This is a genomic window from Staphylococcus sp. GDX8P114P-2 (assembly GCF_017892945.1).
In the GTDB taxonomy this organism is placed as follows: domain Bacteria; phylum Bacillota; class Bacilli; order Staphylococcales; family Staphylococcaceae; genus Staphylococcus; species Staphylococcus arlettae.
The window spans coordinates 304585-321857 of the sequence record NZ_JAESMB010000016.1; the positions used below are offsets into that span (position 1 = coordinate 304585).

19 protein-coding genes are annotated in these 17273 nt (G+C 31.9%); 2 read left to right on the forward strand and 17 right to left on the reverse strand.

Annotation, left to right across the window (positions count from 1 at the left end):
• Window positions 1–354 precede the first annotated feature (354 nt).
• The 14 genes from KA845_RS10025 to KA845_RS10090 all read right to left on the reverse strand — a co-directional run bounded on the left by KA845_RS10025 (window position 355) and on the right by KA845_RS10090 (window position 10356).
• The gene (locus KA845_RS10025) at window positions 355–969 is read right to left on the reverse strand and encodes a phosphatase PAP2 family protein (RefSeq protein ID WP_002511140.1); all 615 of its coding nucleotides are present in this window, start codon (window positions 967–969) and stop codon (window positions 355–357) included.
• Window positions 970–987: 18 nt separating this feature from the next.
• Window positions 988–2061 (reverse strand): undecaprenyldiphospho-muramoylpentapeptide beta-N-acetylglucosaminyltransferase, encoded by a 1074-nt coding sequence (locus KA845_RS10030; RefSeq protein ID WP_002511141.1) that lies wholly within the window; start codon window positions 2059–2061, stop codon window positions 988–990.
• Window positions 2062–2075: 14 nt separating this feature from the next.
• On the reverse strand, window positions 2076–2585 hold the full coding sequence (locus KA845_RS10035; protein WP_103387898.1) for a GNAT family N-acetyltransferase: 510 nt from the start codon (window positions 2583–2585) through the stop codon (window positions 2076–2078).
• A 16-nt stretch (window positions 2586–2601) separates the two neighbouring features.
• Window positions 2602–4065: a S41 family peptidase gene (locus KA845_RS10040; protein ID WP_210128023.1), complete on the reverse strand. Its 1464-nt coding sequence runs from the start codon at window positions 4063–4065 to the stop codon at window positions 2602–2604.
• Between the two features lie 129 nt (window positions 4066–4194).
• Window positions 4195–4416 (reverse strand): YozE family protein, encoded by a 222-nt coding sequence (locus tag KA845_RS10045; RefSeq protein WP_002511144.1) that lies wholly within the window; start codon window positions 4414–4416, stop codon window positions 4195–4197.
• Window positions 4416–4916 carry a PTS sugar transporter subunit IIA gene (locus tag KA845_RS10050; protein WP_002511145.1) on the reverse strand — a complete coding sequence of 167 codons (501 nt, stop codon included), beginning with the start codon at window positions 4914–4916 and terminating at the stop codon, window positions 4416–4418. Before KA845_RS10050 ends, KA845_RS10045 begins: the two co-directional genes overlap by 1 nt.
• Window positions 4917–4930: 14 nt before the next feature.
• Window positions 4931–5359 carry a peptide-methionine (R)-S-oxide reductase MsrB gene (gene msrB / locus KA845_RS10055; RefSeq protein ID WP_002511146.1) on the reverse strand — a complete coding sequence of 143 codons (429 nt, stop codon included), beginning with the start codon at window positions 5357–5359 and terminating at the stop codon, window positions 4931–4933.
• Window positions 5352–5879, reverse strand: a complete 528-nt coding sequence (gene msrA / locus KA845_RS10060) for a peptide-methionine (S)-S-oxide reductase MsrA (protein WP_103387897.1) — start codon at window positions 5877–5879, stop codon at window positions 5352–5354. The genes msrB and msrA overlap by 8 nt, the downstream gene beginning before the upstream one ends.
• A gap of 117 nt (window positions 5880–5996) precedes the next feature.
• Complete coding sequence (locus KA845_RS10065; protein ID WP_002511148.1) at window positions 5997–6836, reverse strand: DegV family protein; 840 nt, start codon at window positions 6834–6836, stop codon at window positions 5997–5999.
• Entirely contained in the window at window positions 6811–7329 is a 519-nt protein-coding gene (locus tag KA845_RS10070; protein ID WP_002511149.1) for a dihydrofolate reductase, read from the reverse strand. Before KA845_RS10070 ends, KA845_RS10065 begins: the two co-directional genes overlap by 26 nt.
• Window positions 7330–7427: 98 nt before the next feature.
• Window positions 7428–8384: a thymidylate synthase gene (locus KA845_RS10075; RefSeq protein ID WP_002511150.1), complete on the reverse strand. Its 957-nt coding sequence runs from the start codon at window positions 8382–8384 to the stop codon at window positions 7428–7430.
• 158 nt (window positions 8385–8542) lie between these two features.
• On the reverse strand, window positions 8543–8977 hold the full coding sequence (brxA, locus tag KA845_RS10080) for a bacilliredoxin BrxA (RefSeq protein WP_002511151.1): 435 nt from the start codon (window positions 8975–8977) through the stop codon (window positions 8543–8545).
• A gap of 57 nt (window positions 8978–9034) precedes the next feature.
• Window positions 9035–10150 (reverse strand): conserved virulence factor C family protein, encoded by a 1116-nt coding sequence (locus tag KA845_RS10085; protein ID WP_103387896.1) that lies wholly within the window; start codon window positions 10148–10150, stop codon window positions 9035–9037.
• Between the two features lie 11 nt (window positions 10151–10161).
• Window positions 10162–10356 carry a zinc-finger domain-containing protein gene (locus KA845_RS10090; protein ID WP_021458790.1) on the reverse strand — a complete coding sequence of 65 codons (195 nt, stop codon included), beginning with the start codon at window positions 10354–10356 and terminating at the stop codon, window positions 10162–10164.
• Window positions 10357–10722: 366 nt separating this feature from the next.
• Between KA845_RS10090 and KA845_RS10095 the strand changes: the two genes are divergently transcribed.
• Complete coding sequence (locus KA845_RS10095; protein WP_021458789.1) at window positions 10723–11427, forward strand: queuosine precursor transporter; 705 nt, start codon at window positions 10723–10725, stop codon at window positions 11425–11427.
• A 33-nt stretch (window positions 11428–11460) separates the two neighbouring features.
• Here the strand turns inward: KA845_RS10095 and KA845_RS10100 are convergent, their stop codons facing one another.
• Window positions 11461–12024: an RBBP9/YdeN family alpha/beta hydrolase gene (locus KA845_RS10100; RefSeq protein WP_021458788.1), complete on the reverse strand. Its 564-nt coding sequence runs from the start codon at window positions 12022–12024 to the stop codon at window positions 11461–11463.
• 354 nt (window positions 12025–12378) lie between these two features.
• Here KA845_RS10100 and KA845_RS10105 point away from each other — a divergent pair, with 354 nt between their 5' ends.
• Window positions 12379–12795 (forward strand): ribonuclease HI family protein, encoded by a 417-nt coding sequence (locus KA845_RS10105; RefSeq protein ID WP_103387895.1) that lies wholly within the window; start codon window positions 12379–12381, stop codon window positions 12793–12795.
• Between the two features lie 18 nt (window positions 12796–12813).
• Here the strand turns inward: KA845_RS10105 and KA845_RS10110 are convergent, their stop codons facing one another.
• Both KA845_RS10110 and KA845_RS10115 read right to left on the reverse strand, forming a co-directional pair.
• On the reverse strand, window positions 12814–13695 hold the full coding sequence (locus KA845_RS10110; RefSeq protein ID WP_021458786.1) for a 5'-3' exonuclease: 882 nt from the start codon (window positions 13693–13695) through the stop codon (window positions 12814–12816).
• A gap of 17 nt (window positions 13696–13712) precedes the next feature.
• Window positions 13713–17159, reverse strand: coding sequence for a dynamin family protein (locus KA845_RS10115; protein WP_103387894.1), 3447 nt, complete (start codon window positions 17157–17159; stop codon window positions 13713–13715).
• Window positions 17160–17273: the final 114 nt, after the last annotated feature.

The window sequence follows — 17273 nt, forward strand, 5'->3', positions numbered from 1 at the left end:
AATTAAATAATCTTATTATAATCATATTATTTTAGCAAGCTATTCGAATGAACAATAGCATAGCTCATTACATTAAATAATGTGTTAACTTAACTCATAAAACGAAAAATTTAAAAAAATTCTAAGGATTTAATTGACAATGATTCTCAATGTTGTATAATGTAATTGAAAATGATTATCAATACTAAATAAGACATTCCCCCCACACATTACGTTCTTATTAGCATTGATCATTTTCAGAAATATCCCCTTTTATATGCCCGTAAAAGACTAACGTTGCGAGTCAACGTATTATAAAAGCTGACTTTACTTTAGTAAAGTCAGCTTTATATTTTATCTAAATGACCTAATAATTTAGATATTCAATTTTTTACGTAACATTAGCGTCGCTAAAACAATGCAAAATACGCCACCTATAATTCCCGCGATAATATCTGTAGGATAATGTACACCTAAGTAAACGCGAGAAGAAGAAATCATTATGATAAATAATGCACATAAGCCAATCATAAATCCTTTTGATTTCCCTTTCATTACTCGATTCGAGATATAAATCGCACTGCCGAAAAAGGCTGTCGAACCCATAGCGTGTCCACTAGGGAAACTGAAACCTGAAATATCGATTAATCTGAGTAAAGTAGGTCGTTCTCTGTCAAAAATATTTTTTAATAGAGGGTTTAATGTACTAGATAAACTCATAACTATAGCAAAAAATAATGCTTCAATGTTTAAGCGTTTTAGCATTAAGAATGCCACTAATAACAATGATAAGCATACCATTGCCCAAACTTCGCCCACTTTTGTTACACCTAAAAAGATTGAAGTTGTAATAAAGCTTTCTGATGAGTATATAAATTCATATACTTCATTATCAATCCATTTTCCTAATCTTGATTCATGGAAAAATGCAATGACACCAAATATTAAGGTGAAGATGATTAATAATGAAATTCTTTTCCAGTGTGACATTGCACCACGCCCCCCTTATTAAGCTTCTGCGTCTGTAACGATTTTATCGAATAAATCTTCTTTAGTATAACTTTCTTTATAAGTTTTCATTTTATCAATAATGTCTGATCTATTATGTTCTATATCAGCTAATTGTTCAGCTAGTTGGTTTTCAGAAAGTTCATCTTCTAAAATATATCTACCGAAATCTTTTGATGCAAAATTTTTAGCGTTGTCAATTTGGTCTCCTCTAGACTGTTCCAAACCTAATGGAATGAGTAACATAGGAATGCGTAACGTTAAAAACTCATAAATCGCATTAGAACCAGATCTACTAACAACAGTATCGGTAATAGCTAATAAATCAGTTAAGTCATCTTTCACAAATTCAAACTGAATATAACCTGGGCGATTAATATATTTTTCGTCTAATAGTCCTTTACCAGTTAGGTGAATGATTTGATATGTTTTGAGTAATGCATCTAAATTACCTCTTATAGTATCATTTAATTTTTTGCTTCCGAGGCTACCTCCCATCACTAGTAAGACCTTTTTGTCGCTGCTAAACTGCGTTAATTGATAACCACGCGATTTATTACCACTTTTCAAATCTTCTCGGACAGTTGCACCTACAAAGTCAGCCTTATCTTTAGGTAAGTAGTTTAACGTATCTTCAAATGTTGTGTATATTTTTTTAGCAAACTTTAATGCTATCTTATTTGCTAATCCTGGAGTTAAATCAGATTCATGAATGATAGTTGGTATTTTTAATGACCGAGCAGCTATAACTACAGGTACAGACACAAATCCTCCTTTAGAAAATAACAAATCAGGTTTTTCTTTCTTTAATACGCGACGCGCATCGATGATTCCTTTAAGGACTTTAAAGATATCTTTGAAATTGTCAAAAGACAGGTAACGACGTAATTTCCCACTGGAAATTACATGATATTTGATTTCTGGTAGCTGTGATTCAATCATCTCTCTTTCAATCCCTTTTTGAGATCCTATATAAAAAGCTTCATGTCCTTTTGCTAATGCTGTAGGAATTAAACTTAAATTAACAGAAACATGACCAACAGTACCGCCACCGGTAAATGCTATTTTCGACATAAAACAACCTCGCTCTATTTTTTTAATTTGGTGTAATAAGCATAAAAAGGTTTCCCTTTATCAAATGGAAAATAATCCATTGTGGCTTCGCCTACTTTAGTAAAGCCAAATTTAGTGAATAATTGTTGTGCACGATAATTTAATGCAAACGTGTCAGTAAGTACATAATCAACTTCGTGGCTTTTGGCTAAATTTAAAGCAAAAGCAAAAAGTTTTGTAGCGCCTCCCTTATAATTAGGGGAATTTGCTAATCGATGTATTACAAATGCCTGATTTTTATTTATAGGCCACTTTAAGCTATCATACCATTCTGCTTGAGATTGGTCGACCGCAACAAAACCATAAACCGTATTATTTTCATCTAACACATAAAGTGATTTGTTTTCAATATCACCCACGAAGTGTTGTTGTAATGGGTAGTTGTCATCCCATTGTGGATTATTATCTTGTTGCATAATTGCTTTTGCTTGATTTACGATAACCATTATTGAATCAAGATCTTTCATTGTTGCATTACGAATCATTGACTGACACCTCGTATTATTTAAGTTTATCAAGTAATTCATCAAGTACTGTATCTTTTTCGTTTGCTTTGTTGACTAACATTTCAGTGAATTTATTGTTCGTCTCTTTATCAAAATTACCATTTACAGTTAATTTTTGATCTTTTTGGAATTTTTTAATTGCTTCAGTTAATTCATTATCATAAGTTTTAGACTCGTTATTTATGGAATAACCCAATGCTTTAAGTCCAATTTTTATTGTTTTGACATGGCTAGTTTCGTCACCTTCTACATAAGTTTTGTTATTTGGAATAACGTTTAATGATTGATATTCAGGTGTGTCAATTTTAACATCAGGTTTTATCCCTTTACCATGAATATATTTATCATCTGGTGTTAACCATTTCATGTCAGTGTATTTTAAGATAGAACCATCGTCTAATTCATGAGTAGTTTGTACGATCCCTTTACCAAATGTTTTACTACCATATATTTTAGCTTTATCATGAGCTTTCATGGCTCCTGCAAAGACTTCTGAAGCACTTGCTGAACCGCCATTAACTAAGATAGCAACATTCATATCTTTAGCTTCTTTTAGTGAGTCGTTCGGTGTTTTTACCTGTTCTTTATGTTCCCCTTTTTCTAATTGCACAACAGTTTTATTTTTGTCGATAAAGATATTTGCCATTTTAACTGCTTCATTCAATAAACCACCAGGATTATTTCGTAAGTCTAGTACAATATTATCAATTCCTTGTTTGCGTGCTTTAATAATTGCAGATTTTAATTCGCCTGCTGTACTATCTTGGAATTTATTGATTTTAAACACACCACTATTTCCATGTTTTTCGTATTCAACACTTTTCACATGTATAGTATTACGTTTAATAGAAATGTCTTGTTCCTCACCATTTCTTTTTATCGTAAGTGTAACCTCACTACCTTTTTTACCTCTCACTTGTTTTACAATAGCATCTAAAGGTTTACCTTTAACAGATTTACCATTAACTTTAGTAACAATGTCTTTTGGTTGTATTCCTGCCTTTTCAGCTGGTGAGTCTTTCATAGGACTTGTTATTTGAATTTGGTCATTTTTTTTCTGCATTTCAGCGCCAATGCCGACAAAATCACCGGAGACATCTTCATTAAATGCTTTAGTTTGTTGTTTCGTCATATACTCTGAATAAGGGTCATCAAGTTGTTTGACCATACCGTTTATAGCAGCATCTGATAATTCTTTAGACTTTACGTCTTTATAGTATTCGTTATCAATTGTTTTATAGGCTTGTTCTATTTTGGCTACATCCTTACGTTGTTCACTAGTAAGTCCAGACATAAAATTACTGATGGAAATTGTAGCAAAAACCGTAATCAAAGCTGTTAATATAATAGTAGCTAAAACAAGCCAAATAAATTTTCGCCGTTTGAATTGTAAGTATTTTGTAGCTGGTTGAGACTTCTCTGTGCTGTCTTCAGTATGTGTATCTTGTGGTTCTGTCATAAATTCACTTCCTAATCATCTAACTAAACAGTAAAATAGCTGGGTTTGAACTCATACGTTTCACCCAGCTATTTACTCTATTTTTATATTTTAATATATCTAAAATGTGAAACTCAAATATATTGATATTTAAAATTTAAGCCACTCTTGGTATTCTTCATATAAATCATCGAATACTGCCATAGATACTGTAAAATTGCCGTGAGTTTCAACATAATCCGATAATTGGTTGAAATCCTTTTCTTGTTTTGGAAAAGATAAGTCATCAAAAATTTCTTCGGCAAGCTCACCTTTTGCATCTTTTCGACCTCTCACGGTTAATATAAATTGATAAAATGAGTGGTTTTTCATTATTTCATTGTCACATCAGCGATTTTAGTTTCACCTTTTATTAAATCAGTAGCTTCAGCGAAGTTTATATCACTCGTTTGATCTGAATTAGTAATGATGATTGGAGAATTTGTTGATTTAGCATTTTTTTGAATATAGTCAATATCAAAACGTAAAATTGGATCACCCACATTGACAGTATCTCCACTGTCTACTAATACTTCAAAGCCCTCACCATCAAGTTGTACAGTATCTAAACCGATGTGTACAAGTAACTCTAAACCATTTTCAGCTTTTAAACCAATAGCATGTTTGGTAGGAAATACATTATCTACTTTGCCTTCTATAGGTGAAACTACTTCACCTTCACTAGGATTAACTCCAAAGCCTTCTCCCATCATTTTTTGGGCAAAAACTGGATCAGGAATATCTTCGATTTGAATATATTGTCCAGTTATTGGTGCAAAAACTTCCGTATTTTTGTTAACTTCTTTACCTTTTCCAAATAATTTTTTAAACATATCGTATTCGCTCCTTATTTATTAAAATGGGTTAGTAAATCACCATACCCTAGTTCTTCTAATTTATCATACGGTATAAATTGTACTGCTGCAGAATTAATGCAATAACGTAAACCACCAGATTCTTGTGGCCCGTCATTAAACACATGACCTAAATGACTATTTGAGTCTTCAGATCTTACTTCTGTACGAACCATACCAAAAGATTTATCCACTAATTCGACAATTTCATCATCCGTTAATGCTTTAGAGAAACTAGGCCAACCACAATCAGATTCAAACTTTTCTTCTGATGTGAACAGTGGTTTGCCTGATAATTTATCTACGTAAATCCCTTTTTCAAAATGATTCCAATATTCATTTTGAAATGGTGGTTCAGTACCATCTTCTTGTGTTACTAAATATTCCATTTCAGATAGCTCTGATTTACTTTTCTTAATCATTCTGTTCCCCCCAATGCTTTTCAATAAACGCTTTTCTACCAGAACCTTTTTGATATTGCTGATAATGTAAAGGATTCTTTTTATAATAATCTTGATGATAAGATTCAGCTGGATAAAAATTTGTATATGGTTTTATTGGTGTAATGACTGGTTTATTAAAGATTTGTTGTTCATTTAATTGTTGAATTTTATACTCGGCAGCCTTTTTTTGGTGTTCATCATGATAAAATATTGCTGGCTCATAATGTGGACCTCTATCGAAAAACTGACCCGAATTATCTGTTGGATCAAATGTTTTGAAAAATATATCTAAAATATTTTCAAAAGAAGTGATATCGGAGTCAAATGAAATTTGTACTGCCTCAACATGACCGGTTTGCCCTGTACTTACTTGCTCGTAAGTCGGGTTCTCTACATGGCCACCAGCATAACCTGATATTATGCTTTCGATACCTGGATAAGAAGTAAATGGTTTAATGAGGCACCAGAAACAACCACCTGCTAATGTTGCATAAGCCATAAAATACCTCCCTCTAATACTAGTGTGTCATAAAATATAAAATATATTAAGGATTTTGCAATTATTAACAGCAGAAATAATAAGATATTTGAATTGCTATAGTTAATTGTATTAGCTTTATGAACGAACTACTACTAATCCAATCGCGCCTTGACCTGTATGTGTAGTAATTACAGGCGTTGTCGTATTGACATCAAAGGTATGATGATCAAATTCTTCAGCAAATTGCTTTTTAATTTTATCTACGAATTGGATTATATTGGCATGAGCAATACCGATAGATTTAACATTATGATTTTTGATAAACTTAGAAACTTCTTTCTTTAAAAACTGTATACTCGCATTTTGAGTTCGTGAATTATGCATTAATTCAATTTTCCCATCGACTAATGTGCCGATAGGTTTAATTTTCATCATATTACCGATTAGCCCTTTAGTTTTACTAATGCGTCCACCTTTAATCAATTGATTTAATTGACCAATGACGACAAACAGTTTGATGTTTTTTTGTAATTCTTCAAGTTTTAGTAAGATATCGTCTGTGGAATGTCCTTCATTACACCAAGTAACTAAATGTTGTATTTGATAGCCTAAACCGTACGAAATCGATTTTGAATCTATTACAGTAACATTGCTATCAGTCATTTGACTCGCTTGCAATGCAGTTTGATAAGTACCACTTAAACCGGAAGTCATGTGAATACTTATAATTTCATCCCCATTGTCACCTAAAGTATTATATAATTCTATAAATTTGCCTATAGACGGTTGACTTGTTTTAACATCTGCACCTTCCTCAATGCGTTGTATATAGTCTTCTGAATTGATATCAATTTGGTCTACATATGACACTCCGTCAATTGACAAATTTAATGGTACAACATGTATGTTGTTGTCATTCAAGTAATCTTGTGATAGATCAGATGTAGAGTCAGTTACTATTATCCTGTTTTTCATTTGCTATCCCCCTATTATTCTTTCTAACTAAATGTAAAAACGTATGTGGGATGGTGTTTTTATCATCTAACTCACCAGGTACTGAGGAAACAACATCCCATTCTTCAAAAGTATAAGGTGGGAAAAACGTGTCGCCATTAAATTTGTCTTCGATTACCGTTATATACATGTCATCGACTTTATCAATCATTGCTTCAAATAATGTTTGCCCGCCAAATATAAAAACATGACCTGGCAAATTATTAATTTCATCTAAAGAGTGTATCACCTCTACACCTTCAGGATGAAAAGAACGATTTCGCGTAAGTACTACATTTTTTCTATTAGGTAAAGGTTTACCGATAGATTCATAAGTTGCTCTCCCCATAACTAATGTATTACCAGTACTTAATTGTTTTACATGTTTTAAATCATTTGGTAAATGCCAAGGTAAGTCATTGTTTGCGCCAATGACACGTTGGCGGTCATGCGCAACTAATATTGAAAGCGTCATGAAGTTCCTCCTTTAAAAAACTTAGTTCTTCTTAATTATTAATTTAACTTGGTGTCTATTATATAACAAATTTAACTGTTTTATAACTTTAGAGACTTTTATACTGCAATTGGTGCTTTAATCGCTGGATGCGATTGATAATTTATTAATTCAATATCTTCATAATTAATATCAAAAATTGACTTGTCACTATTTATTTTAACTGTAGCAGGTGCGTAACTATCTCTAGATAATTGCGTTTCAATAGCATTGATATGATTAGAATAAATATGTGCATCACCAAATGTATGAACGAATTCTCCCACTTCTAAGTTACATTCTTTGGCGATGAGATGTGTTAATAAACTATAACTGGCAATGTTAAAAGGTACACCTAAGAAAATATCGGCACTACGTTGATATAGTTGACAGCTTAATTTGCCATCTTGAACATAAAATTGGAACATTGTATGGCAAGGTGGCAATGCCATCGTATCAATTTCAGTTGGATTCCATGCAGATACAATATGTCGTCTGGAATTTGGATTTTGTTTTATCTGTTCAATGACAGTTGCCAATTGATCGAAATGGTTACCATCTTTATCTTCCCAATCACGCCATTGTTTGCCATAGACGTTACCTAAATCACCATACTTTGCCGCAAAAGTTTCATCATTTAATATTTTAGCTTTGAAATTTTTCATTTCAGTTTGGTATAAAGCTTTGAAATCTTCATCTTGATTCGCTCTATGACCAAAATCAGTCATATCTGGTCCGTGATAATCTGGAGAATTAATATAATTTTCGAATGCCCATTCATTCCAAATATTATTATTATATTCTAATAAATATTTAATATTAGTGTCGCCTTTAATAAACCATAATAACTCTGTAGCAACTAATTTAAATGAAACTTTTTTAGTCGTTAATAACGGAAATCCCTTTGACAAATCAAAGCGAAGTTGATGGCCAAATTTTGAAATTGTTCCAGTTTTTGTTCTATCATCTTTTGTACTACCAATGTTTAGTACTTCGTTACATAGATCATGATAAGCTTGATCAAAAGCATTTAACATAATCACCACACTCCTTCCACATTGAATCGTTATATTAATAATATTTCATAAAGACATTTTTTTAAAGCGTAATCATTATTCTTGAAAAATAAAGCGATTGACACGTGTGTCAATCGCTAATAAATCAACAGTTATCTTGCTTGTTAAGTTTTCAAATATTAACAATGATCGTCAAATGCATCTTTAATATCCATGCAGATATCTTGAATGTCGCGACCCTCAATATGCTCTCTTGGGATAAAGTGTTTTAACTCTGTCCCTTTAAATAGCGCGTATGATGGGCTAGATGGTACTTGTTGAATATAATTACGCATTTCTGCAGTGGCTTCTTTATCTTGGCCAGCAAATACCGTCACTTTATGATTAGGTACTTTGTCGTTTTGTTCAGCAACAGTAACTGCTGCTGGTCGTGCAAGGCCTGCAGCACAACCACATGTTGAATTGATTACTACAAAAGTAGTATCTTCAGCATTAACTTGTTGCATATAATTCGTAACTGCGTCCGCAGATTCTAAGCTATTAAAACCATGTGTAGTAAGTTCTTCGCGCATTTGTTTAGATAATTCATTCATATAAGCTTCGTAAGCATTCATTGTTACACTCTCCTAATTTAATTTCACTATTTACGATGTATCTTTAACATGTATGAGTTACTTATTTCGATTTGCAATTTGTTTCCATACAGAACCTAAAGCTTCATCACCATTTTCAATACGTGATATTGCCATTTCGATTTGCAGTTTGACTTCATAAGCAGAATCTTCAACGTGAGCTTTTAATGTATCAAGTTGTTCTGGACCACCTTCATCGAATAGGAACATAGCTGCACGCCAACGGACAATTTTTTGTGGATCAGCTAAAGCTTTTTCCATTGCTGGTAATGCTGCTTTAAAGCCTAAATCACTTAAACAATCTCCTGCGGTTCTTCTAACTGCTGGACTTTTATCGTTAAGTCCTTTATACAAATAAGGTAAAACACGTTCATCTTCAATCATCCCAAGTAATACAACCGCTTCTCTGCGTAACGGTACTTTCGCTGCTTCTGAAATCACATAATCTAATAATGTAATATCATCTAATGTTGGCGTTGGGAAATGTTTCAACATACGTAATTGTGCTTTCCAATCATCTGTCGTCTTAAAGTCATCTAAAGTTACATGTTGATAATGTTTTTCCGGGATAACAATATCTGTTTGTAAAGCATTATTTACAAGCGTCGACAATTGTGATTCTGGGTATAAAGCATAGATTTCTTCAGTGATTTCTGACATAACTTCATCAAAATCACCGTAACGTGCACCAAAGTTTTCCCATTTTCTTAAAAATACGACGTTATCATTTTCTTTTTGCGCTGCTAGCATACTGTCTACATATATTTCTGGTAATTGTTTACGTTTTTCTTCGTCAGATGAAGTAAGTTTAATTTGATATGGTATTCCTTTAAACATTAATACTTCAGCTTTTATTTCACCAAAGTGTTCATCTGGTGCTGTGGCAGTCTCTTCTTCACTTTCATCATTTAAAGTTGCAGTAACTTGAGGTAATACATCTTCCCAATCAAATTTAGGTTGTTTATCAACCGCTAAAAAGTCCATGACATGGAAAATTGATTTTACACCCTCTAGCGCTAATAAATCATTGATAAACTTAGGTTGCTCTTCTTTTACTGTAGTATAGGTGTTTGATTTATTATCTTCCCTCTTTTCACTTAATACAATTTTCATTGTATTTGGACTAGGTGTTGGTTCAACTCTAACAATTTCCATCCTATGACCTCCTATTGTAATTCATTTCCTAATTGTTTAATTTGTTTACCGACAGAACATTCATTTATACAAAAATGATGTGCCTGTGTTTTTCCTTGTGTATGTTTAATATGAGATTTTAGTAAACATTGATGACAATATGTGTTCATCAATTTATCAATAGCCGCAATAGCTTCTTTCTCCGTATACGTAAGGATAGTTTTCACACTCCTAATTCATGTAACTTGTTAGCACTAAGAGACGACCGAACATAATAGTATATTTTACTATCATTCAAGCGTTAATTTTATTTTAACATCAATTAGCAATGTCGCCCACTAGTGTGTATAAATCAGTTGTAAATATTATAATTTGTAGTATATCAAATATTAGCGATAGATACGTATTGTGTCTATTATTATAGCAAATAACAGCTATTATTTATAAATTTGAAAACCGATGTTATAAAATTTAAGTTTAATATGACAAATTAACTTAGCCTATTGCTTTTCAATAGTTATTTTATTAGAATGAATAGGTTGAATTTTGCGGTTTCTAAACACCCGCATTATCAAAATTTAGGAGGAAAGAAAATGTATAACGAAATATTTGGTGTTTTAACTTTTTTAGTTACTTTCATATTGTTAGTAGCTATGTATCGATTTTTTGGCAAACATGGACTCATAACTTGGGTAGCTATAGGTACGATTATTGCTAATATTCAAGTGATTAAAACAGTAGATTTATTTACTATATCGGCTACATTAGGTAATGTGATGTTCGCTTCTATTTATTTAGCGACAGATATTTTAAATGATATCTATGGCAGAAAAATAGCCAAAAGAGCTGTATGGTTAGGATTTAGTTCGACGTTAGTAATGATTATAGTGATGCAAATGTCATTACATTTCATCCCTTCTTCAGTTGATAGTTCTCAAGATGCACTTGTGACAATTTTTAATGTTGTTCCACGTATTGCATTAGGTTCAATTATTGCGTATATTATCGGCCAACATTTAGATGTAATGATTTTTAATCTAATTAAAAAAGTATTTAGTTCGGATAAAACATTTATAGTGAGAGCTTACGGCAGTACTATTATTAGTAATATTATAGATACAGCATTATTTGTGTCTATCGCATTTCTTGGCACAATGCCTAATAGTGCGGTGTTTGAAATCTTTATCACTACGTATTTATTAAAATTAATTTCTACAATTTTCAATGTTCCATTTGGTTATTGGGCTAAATCTATGTATAGAAAAGGTAAAATTAAGAACCTAGACGAAGGTTATTAAAAAGTAAGACTGAGGTTGAATGTTTATTCGACCTCAGTCTTTTTTGTTATTTAATATATGCTGTAGTTGAGTCCACAGAAATTCAAAAGAAGTATAACCTTCTTCAGCTAAAAAGTGACCGTCATGTTCAATGTTTATAGTATTAATATTTAATAGTTGGGAGAGACGATTAGAAGCGGCGTTATCGACAATAGGATCATTTGTAGCTGCAAGCGCCAAAATATGTTGAGCGTTGATGTTACTTACGATGGTTTGTGAGATAAAAGCATCCAATTCGGGTAAATTGCGTAATTTTTCGTGAAAGCCTGAAATTAAAATTAATGCTTTAATATTTGGTGCTTTTGACAAACGCGCAAGGTAATTAAGCGTTGTAATAACACCTAAACTATGAGCAATTATAATCGTTTGATCATTTAATTCATGATCCATATGATGTTTTAAAGTATCATACCAAGCATGATATTCAGGTTTATGAGGATTTGGTAATTCAATAATATCGGTAGTATAGCCATAGTGTTGTATTTTTTGTGCGATCCAGTTAAACCAATGACTATTAGGATTGGCTTGATAGCCATGTATTATAAATAACTGTTTCATGATTTACCTCCTTAGGTGGATAATCCTACTAAGCATTATACTCCATTTTCCGACGTTATATAGACTATAGTGCCTAATTATAATTTATAACAGTTAGTTCTCATTAAGGAGCATTGGTTAAATTGTAATAAATAAAGTTTTATGATTTCACAAATATTTGATCTACTTATGAGAAATGCCTTGATTAATAAAACTTACAGTCTGTTATTATACACATCAAACTAGTCTAAGTTGTAACGCTTGGAACTATAGTTAAGTGTAATTATTATTCAATACTCAGTTTGTATTTAGCTTTTGAAAAACTTTATGCTAGTCTAGTAATAGATAGATTATAACAGTAAGGTGGCAAGACATTTGGCTAAAATTTATTTTGATGCTGCAACAGCTGGTAATCCAGGTGAAAGTGTTGGAGCAGTAATTATAGTGACTGACGATGAGCGTTTAGTATTTGAACAATATTTGGGTGAATTAGATAATCATAGTGCAGAATGGGCAACCTTTGATTTTGCACTATCGTGTGCGCTAGAACATAACGTGTCTAATGCTCTAGTATTTACGGATTCAAAATTAATCGAAGATAGTATGAATCAAGAAGCTGTTAAAAATGAAAAGTTTAAACATTACTATTCACAAATAATGACTAAAGCACCTATGTTTGAGTTAATGTTTGTGAAATGGGTACCAAGAGCGCAAAATAAAGAGGCTAATCATTATGCGCAACAAGCGCTATATAAAATGGTTACGCAAAGCAAAAGAAGGAAGTCAAAATAACTGACTTCCTTCTTTTTATTATTTGAAATGTGTTGCTAAATATTTTTGTGACACATGTAATTCATGTTGCTGACAAATATTTAAAGCATTTGTCAGAGTTGTACCAAATTGCATATCAGTTAACAACTGCTGTAAGTTAAGTGGTACTTCTGTATGAATTGCAGCTAATGATTTGGAAATTTTAAGGTTATCCATATCGTTTTCAATTTTATTACGTTGGCCAACTGTCAATTGGTCTATTGCATTGATAACATTTTCCACTGAGCCATGTTGTTGAATTAACTTAATAGCAGTTTTTTCACCAATGCCTTTTACTCCCGGATATCCATCTGCAGTATCACCCATAAATGCTTTAACATCAATTAATTGTTTAGGTTGAAGTCCATATTCATCTGTAAAACGATCTAACGTATAGCGATTATAAATATTGAACCCTTTTTTAGTTAACCATATTTCAACATTTTGGTTAATACATTGTAAGATATCACGATCACCTGTAATGACAAATACTTCATCTGTTTCAGAATAATGTTGAGCTAACGTACCGATGACATCATCGGCTTCATAATTTGTTACTCCCACATTAACGAAGCCGAACTGATCAGAAATCTCTTTAACAAAATCAAACTGTGGTATTAACTCTTCTGGAGGTGCAGGACGGTTTTGTTTATATCCTGTAAACATATCGTTTCTAAAAGTTTGTTGTCCCATGTCCCAACACACGGCCACGTGCGTTGGCTCAATGTCCTTAAGTGCAGTGAATACATGTCTAACAAAACCTTGAACGCCATTCGTTGGTATACCTGCTGAATTACGCATGAATTGTTTGTGTATACTCGTTGCATAGAAATGACGAAATAATAACGCCATACCGTCAACGAGTAATATTCTATTTGCCATATAAGTGCCTTCTTTCTTTATTGTGCTAACAATGTTTGTAATTTCTTATTGGTGATTTCTAATTGCTTAATTAAGGAATCATCAATATCGAATGATAGTAGTTCGTTAATTTGAGCTTGAATTTCTAATTCTAATTGTTTTAAATTTGTTTCAGCTATTTCAGCCATTGTCGTCACTGAATCATTTAATGCTTCTCTAAAGTCAGCAATATCGGATGTTAATAAGTTTATTGTTGCAACAGTTATGTCTTCTTGCAACGTTTGTTGCGTATTGGCTTCTAATAGTTTTCTTTTAGTTAAAGATTTCGGTAACGCAGCTAACATATCTTGTAACTCTATTCTTAAATATGGATGGTCAGTTTTTATATGAGTCAAATCGATTTCTGGTGAAATGAAAACATGTAACTGTTCTAATGATTGCTGTATAGGTGCAACTTCTTGATTAAACTGCTCTATAAAGTGTTTTTTGATACGTTCAAATAATAGTGTTTGTTCCAAATAGAAACGTTGATGTATTTGATTTAAATAAATTTTTGTCGCATGTGTTTTTGCTTCATTAAAGTTTTTATTTTTAGTCATTTGACTATTGTAAACTGATTTCACTTCATCTTTAAGTTGTAATTTTAACCGTTCATTTAAATGGTAAATTTGGTCTTCTACTTCATTATCTGTACGTTGTTCTGTATTTTGAATGATGTTGTGTGGTAAGACCGCTGTATCTTTTAATTGCGTTAATTTTTGTGTTCGTTGTTCAATTTGAGCTTTGTTGTTTTTAAATTCTTCTATAAGTTCAGTGTATGCTTGTGAGACATGAGTTAATCGTTGTAACATCTGTTGTTGTAAAATATGCTTAGATTCGACTAAGGCAAAGTGTGAAATATCATCGCGTAATTTTTGCATTGATGTGTCATCATCTTGTAATGCCTGCCTGCTAGACACTGGATAGATTTTTGATGCCAAATTAACTTGTGCTAAAGCATGATCTACGTATTCGAACACTGCTGATAAATCTTCGTCTGATTCAGCCAAATCAGTAGCATTAATAATCATTTTAAATGCTTGATTTGAGTTAAGTTGATTCATTTCTTTCATATGCTCGATGAATTTTTTATCATTATCTGTGAATGCATGATTAAAGTAACTTACATACAAAATTAAATCTGAAGATGTTAATACTTTCTCAGTTTCATTGGTATGTCTTTGGTTATTAGAATGTAAACCTAAAGAATCTACAATAATTTTATTTTTTAACCATTCTAACGGCAATTTTAAATGTACTGTATTAACGAAGGCTGCATATTCATCAACGGCGCTCCACTTACGAATTTCATCACTTTCTATTTGATGAACTAAACCAGAAGCGGTTTTAGCTTTATAAGCATCGTAATGATTTTCTAGTGCGTGGACAAATGCGAGTTGGTTTTTCTCTAATTGATGTTTTAATTTTTCGATATCAGTATTAAAAAATTCAGAGAATGATTGAAATGACGTTGCATTAATTTCAAACATATTATTAAGTTCTTCTAATAACTGCTCTTCCGATTTAAGTGTTATCGCACTGTCATGTCCATAAGATATTTCTGTCATTGCAGCAGTTGTTGGATTAGGTGAACTAATCAAGTACTGCTTACCTAGTAGTGCATTAATTAAACTACTTTTGCCGGCACTAAAAGTACCGAAGACCCCTATTTTAACTATTTTTTGCTCCATGCGTTCAACAGTTGATTGGATATCTTGTTTCGTTTGATCAAACATTGGTACATCACTGATTAACTTTAAGCCTTCTAATATTTTATCGCTTTGATCATCGGTTTCAACTTGAGACATTGAAGCATCATGCTGTGCATTGTTTGATAAATTTTGTTCTTGTTGTGGTGTAAATGTAATTTTTGTTCGATCGATTAATTTATCTAAAGAATCATCAATGTGAATATAATAATGACGGTAGTTTTTAGTTTCTAATGATTCCCTTAAATTTCTAAGCTCCATAAATTTTTCATAATCATTGTAATCATCTACTTCATCCGAACCAATATCTTGTGCTTTGGATAATTTGATCGCTTTGTCGAAAAGCGGTTCGGTTTCTTTTTTAATATGTTGCTGTATCGTTTGTATAATTTCATCACAAAATGTAAGTACATACTGATTACTAATATTAATTTGTGGTTTATATAAATCACTAATCATACTCGCAGTTATATCATAGTGCTGATTAAGTATTGCCTCATTTACCGAGGTTGAATTAATAAATCTTGTTAAGAAAGACATATCTTCTCTTAATGGTTGGCGAATTTGTTGATTGACTTTATCTTGTAAATTAGAAATCACTACGGATAATCTTTTATCTTGCTCTTCTTCAGTTTTTTTACGTTTATTAAATAGTCCACCAACTTTAAAATTCTTAGTTCGACTTTCAAGATAGTTACGAATTAATTCACGCATATCATGTGTCATAATATATGCATTATCTAAAATATCTTTACGTTTGTGCGCTAAAAAGTCATAAAGTTTCTCTGGATTATTTAATAATTGAGCTTCCTCGCTTACTTGTTGATGTTGTTGGAAGTTTAAATATGCTTGATCAAAATCCTCTTCGTCAATCGCTAGTTGTTCTAAAGTATCATGTATTTCATGTTGGATATATGATAACTGTTCATCAGTAATAAACTTAACTATTCGATCTACATAAGTATCTAATGCTTCACGGTTATTGTCTTGTTCAACGAGAAAATCAGATAATTGTGAGATTTCATTATGTGGATTGTCGAATTTAGAAACGTAAAAGATTTTTTCTATATCAAGTTGCCAGTCCGCAAGCGATTTATTTATTCTATCTTGGAATGTTTCGAAGGCTAATTCTTCATCGTTATGTTTATCTACTTGGTTGATTACAAAGACAACAGGAATACCAGCTTGATTCAGTTGTTTCATAAATTGAAAATTCAGTGCCGATTGAACATGATTATAATCTACCGTATAAAAAATAATGTTACTAGTATACATAAATTGTTCTGTACTCGTTTGGTGTGTAGAAACATTAGAATCAACGCCAGGCGTATCTTGCAAAGTAAACCCTTTGTTAAATTTCGTTGATGGAAACTTAATTTCTACAGATTCTACATCAATATTGGCTTTGTTCATAGCTTTTACTTCGTCGTAAGTAGTCAGCTCTGTGTACTGTTGATTACTTAAATTAGCAATGATACCTTCACGCTCATCGACAGAAACAATGGCTGTATTACTTGTTGTAGGTACGGGTGAACTTGGCAAAATTTGCTGTTCAAGCAATAAGTTAATTAATGTTGATTTACCTGCAGAAAAGTGCCCAACAAATGTTGTTGTAAATTGATTAAGATACACTTTTTTAATCACTTGATTAATAATATGTGTTAAACGTTCATTTTTAGATTTTGCTACTTCCTTTTTTAATTTATATAAAATGTCGAGTTGCTGTGTGTTTGACATTATTTGCAATCCCCTTTTTAACCTGTTTAATTATCTTCATTGTATAACAAATTACTGTTTGTCAAAAGACAGTGATAACATTATTTTTAATAAACTGTATAAATTTAGTACATA